We start from the raw sequence: 3,761 nt of genomic DNA on the forward strand, positions 1-3,761 counted from the left end.
CCGGGCGGGATCGTCGCAAAAAAAAGGAAAGCCAAATGGCACAAGCAATCCAGACCGACACCGCCGCCGAGCAGGCCCGCGACCACATGCTGCGCCTGCTGATCGCAGAGCAGAACGACGCCTTCCGGCGCTGCCTGGGCTTCGCCGCCCTATGGCGGGACCATCATCTGAAAGGCCGCGCTGTCGTCACGCCGGGTTTCGAGGCCCTGCCCGTGGCGACCAAATCCGCCCTGATGGGGAAGGTTATCAACTTCACCGACTTCACCGAGGAAAATGACCCTTGGGAGGATCATTCCTTTGGGCGCGTGGAGGCCGATGGCGCGGCGATCTTCTGGAAGATCGACCTTTTTGACACCGCCTACACCTACGGCGCGACGATGCCCGATTGTGCCTGTGACCCTGACCAGACGCGCCGTGTCCTGACGCTCTACCTGCCGTCCGAACACTGACCAGAGATCGGCCTGCTTTGCTCCGTTAGCAGGCCGATGCTTCCCGCAGCTTTAACCGGAAAGGGGGTGAACACATGAGCAATGCAATTTTGGAACAGCGCCTCGCGGAAGCATGGGCGCTTGTCAGGAAGGGCGACACCTTTGGTATCGGACGCCGCTTCCTGAGCCAGCACGGGGTCAACTAAGACCCTTTGCCTTGCCCCGCCCTCACAGGGGGCAAGGCACCAATAAGCATAATCGTCGCAAACAGGAATGCCACCCATGAAAACCGAAATCATCACCGCCGCCGCCATCCAGTATTTCCCGCTGGCCCAACTCTATGTCTCCGACATGAACCCGCGTCAGGATGCGGACCCGGAGGGGATCGACCTGCTGGCCGACAGCCTTGCTATGATCGGCCTGATCCAGAACCTGTCCGGCACCGTCGATGCGGATGGCCGCGTCGGCATCGTCGCAGGGGGCCGCAGGCTGCGCGCCATCGCCCGCGCGGTCGAGCGTGACCCGACCGTGACCAAGCGCCACCCGGAACTGGCCTCCGTTCCCGTCCGCATCGCCCCCGACGAGGCCACCGCGCGGGCATGGGCCAGCGCCGAGAACGCCGCCCGCGAGGACTTGGCACCCGCCGATGAAATCCGTGCCTATGGCCGGATGAAGGAGGCAGGCGCAGACGTGTCCACCATCGCCCGCAGCTTCGGCAAGACCGAGGCGCATGTTTACCGCCGCCTTGCGCTGGCAGCACTGCCCGCCGCTGTTCTGGACGCCTTGAAGACGGGACATATCAGCTACGGGATGGCAAAAGCCTTCACCGTGTCCCAGGACGAGGCTTTGACCTTGCAGGTTCTGGCCGAGGTGATGGGCCGCGACGTGTCCGAATACCGCATAAAGCAGGCTTTGCAGCCGGAGGCGATCAGCGGCACCGACCGCCGCGCCCTGTTTGTCGGGCTGGACGCCTACACCGCTGCGGGCGGGCGGATGAACCGCGATCTGTTCAGCGACACGACCGCGCTTCACGATGGCGATCTGCTGGCCCGCCTTTTCACCGAGAAGATGGACGAGGCAGCGGCAAAGATCGGAGAAGTCTGGAAATGGGTCGAGGCCATGCCCGACAGCTATGTCCCTACGGGACTGCCGAGAAGCTGGACCGCATCTATCCCGTTCCGGGCGTCCTGAGCGAAGAACAGAGCGAGCGTTACGACGAACTGGCGGAGCTGGCCGAGGGCGACGTTCTGGACGAGGTGGGCCAAGCGGAATTTGCCGACCTGACGAACATCGTTGAAGGCGGCTTTACCGACGCGCAGCGCGCCGTTGCCGGGGTTTTCATCTACGTCCGCAATGATGGCACCTTGGGCGAAACGGCAGCATGGGTTCGGCCCGAGGATCGCGCCGAGGCAATCGAGGCGGAGGTTCTGACCGGACACGCCGCAACGCGCCACGGCGCGGCCAGCGTCGAGGATGCGCCCAAGTCGCCCTATTCCGGCGCGCTGGTCGAGGACATGAAGGCCGTGCGGCTGGCCGCGATCCAGACCGCGCTTCTGGACAAGCCGGAAATGATCTTTGACCTGCTGGCCTTTGGCATGTCGCTGGCATCTGGCGTCAGTACCCATGTTTTCGACCTGTCGCCCGGACGTCCCAACAACTGCCCGAGCAAGCCCGAGGGGTTGGAGTTTTCCGAACGTCTGACCCATGCCCCTGCGGGACATGAGGCATGGAGCCGCCGGGAATTGCGGGTGGACGATCTGGCGACCGCCTTCCGCACGTTCATCGCCGCTGGCAAGAAAGCCCGCAACGCGGCGCTGGTCGAAAGCGTGGCGCGGACCCTGCCCTATGGCGCAGGTAGCGCGGAGTTCTTCGGACTGATCGAGGCCGATGCCGGGGCCGGTATCCGCAAGGTCTGGACGCCCACCGCCGAGAACTTTTTCAGCCGCGTCAGCGCCGATTATCTGGACGCGCTGCATCTGGAACTGACGGGCTGTGATCCGCAGGGGAACGGTTTCAAGGCGCACAAAGCCCAGAAGAAGGCCGAAAAAGCACAGTGCATGGAGCGTCTGTTCAGCGATGCCGAGTATCAGAAAGCATGGCGGATCGACGCGGAGAAGAAGGCCCGCATCGAGGCTTGGACCCCGGACTGCTTCTGATTCATACCGAACCGGAGGGGCGGCGTTAGCTGCCCCATACCGAGCATTTTTCAGACGAAAGAGATTTTCATGCCCCTGTATATCGCAACCTACTGGTCCGGCACGGCATGGGTTGATCTGCACGCCGATGCGCTACCCTTCAAAGACGCACAGCAAAAGCTGCACAGCGCAGCCTGGACCCATCAGAGTGTTCGCTTGCGACCGGCCCCGGCCGCCACCGAGTTTCCCGCCGCCGCTCCTGTTCAGTAGAGCGCGGCACCGCCCATCCTTCTGCGACGAAGGTTCAACTGGCCCCGCTTCGGTGGGGCTTCTTTTTTGGCGGGGAATGATGACCTGGCGGAGGCGGCCGTCTGCGCCGGCCCCCGCCTCCAGGCCCGGCCCTTCGGGCAGAGCCTTGCCTCCGGCAAGGCGGCGCAACAGACCAACGAATGCTGTCAGCAAAAGACTGCAAAACAAAAATCATAAGCCGCAAAGAATGCTTCGCATCCCTTGCGGCTTATCTACCAAATGCTATTCAGATAATATATAACTCCAGAAAACTCCTGTTTTAATAATAAGGAAGCATTATGGTTGAGATGAGCCTTGAGCAAAGGTGGGATTATTTTATGGAGAGAAGTATTGACTTCGATCCTGCTATGTTTCGCGATGTAAAAATGAGAAACGCCGCCAGCAGTATTATGAGTAAAGTGGCTTTTCTAAGGGCGGACACCTTCTGGAGGCCAAGCACTGTAGGTCAAAGTAAAAGATACGGGCTGTCGTTCTATCTCAAAAATCAACGGCCAATGATTTACCTTAATATCCTTAAGCATGAGGGTGATGAGCAAGAATTGTTCGACACCATATTACATGAAGCCTTGCATTGTTCCGCGTTGTATCTTGGTCGTCACGATGAATTGCCAAACGACGATCGCACCACAAGCTATTTACTTGAAGAACTATGCGTGTCGTCAGGTCTTTGCAAAATATATCCAATGCTCAAAATTCCAGCGATGCGTGACGCCAGTAGGCGGCAGAAAGTGACTAGGGATAAAATGCATGGATCGCTCATGCAGCATGTTCCCGAAACGATTTGCGGGGAGTGGTTTGAGAAGGGCAATGAGGCCGCAGATTGGCTCTTTACCGTCATCAACTCCGAAATCCGAACATAAGCAGCATGTATCCGGGCGTCCCCTTCGGG

General features: G+C 60.0%; 5 protein-coding genes. All 5 read left to right on the forward strand.

The genetic code is table 11. From position 1 onward, the window contains the following. The coding region (locus TY51_RS07150) for a DUF3768 domain-containing protein (protein WP_156117932.1) at positions 1-449 on the forward strand (449 nt) is incomplete at its 5' end. Between the two features lie 261 nt (positions 450-710). Further along, positions 711-1,619 carry a ParB/Srx family N-terminal domain-containing protein gene (locus tag TY51_RS20190; RefSeq protein WP_052649910.1) on the forward strand — a complete coding sequence of 303 codons (909 nt, stop codon included), beginning with the start codon at positions 711-713 and terminating at the stop codon, positions 1,617-1,619. Continuing rightward, positions 1,535-2,584 (forward strand): hypothetical protein, encoded by a 1,050-nt coding sequence (locus TY51_RS20195; RefSeq protein ID WP_052649912.1) that lies wholly within the window; start codon positions 1,535-1,537, stop codon positions 2,582-2,584. Before TY51_RS20190 ends, TY51_RS20195 begins: the two co-directional genes overlap by 85 nt. Positions 2,585-2,653: 69 nt before the next feature. Further along, the gene (locus TY51_RS07160; protein WP_042247667.1) at positions 2,654-2,833 is read left to right on the forward strand and encodes a hypothetical protein; all 180 of its coding nucleotides are present in this window, start codon (positions 2,654-2,656) and stop codon (positions 2,831-2,833) included. A gap of 317 nt (positions 2,834-3,150) precedes the next feature. Further along, positions 3,151-3,732: a hypothetical protein gene (locus TY51_RS07165; protein WP_042247671.1), complete on the forward strand. Its 582-nt coding sequence runs from the start codon at positions 3,151-3,153 to the stop codon at positions 3,730-3,732. The last annotated feature ends 29 nt before the right edge of the window (positions 3,733-3,761 follow it).

Source organism: Paracoccus sp. PAMC 22219 (assembly GCF_000787695.1).
GTDB lineage: Bacteria > Pseudomonadota > Alphaproteobacteria > Rhodobacterales > Rhodobacteraceae > Paracoccus.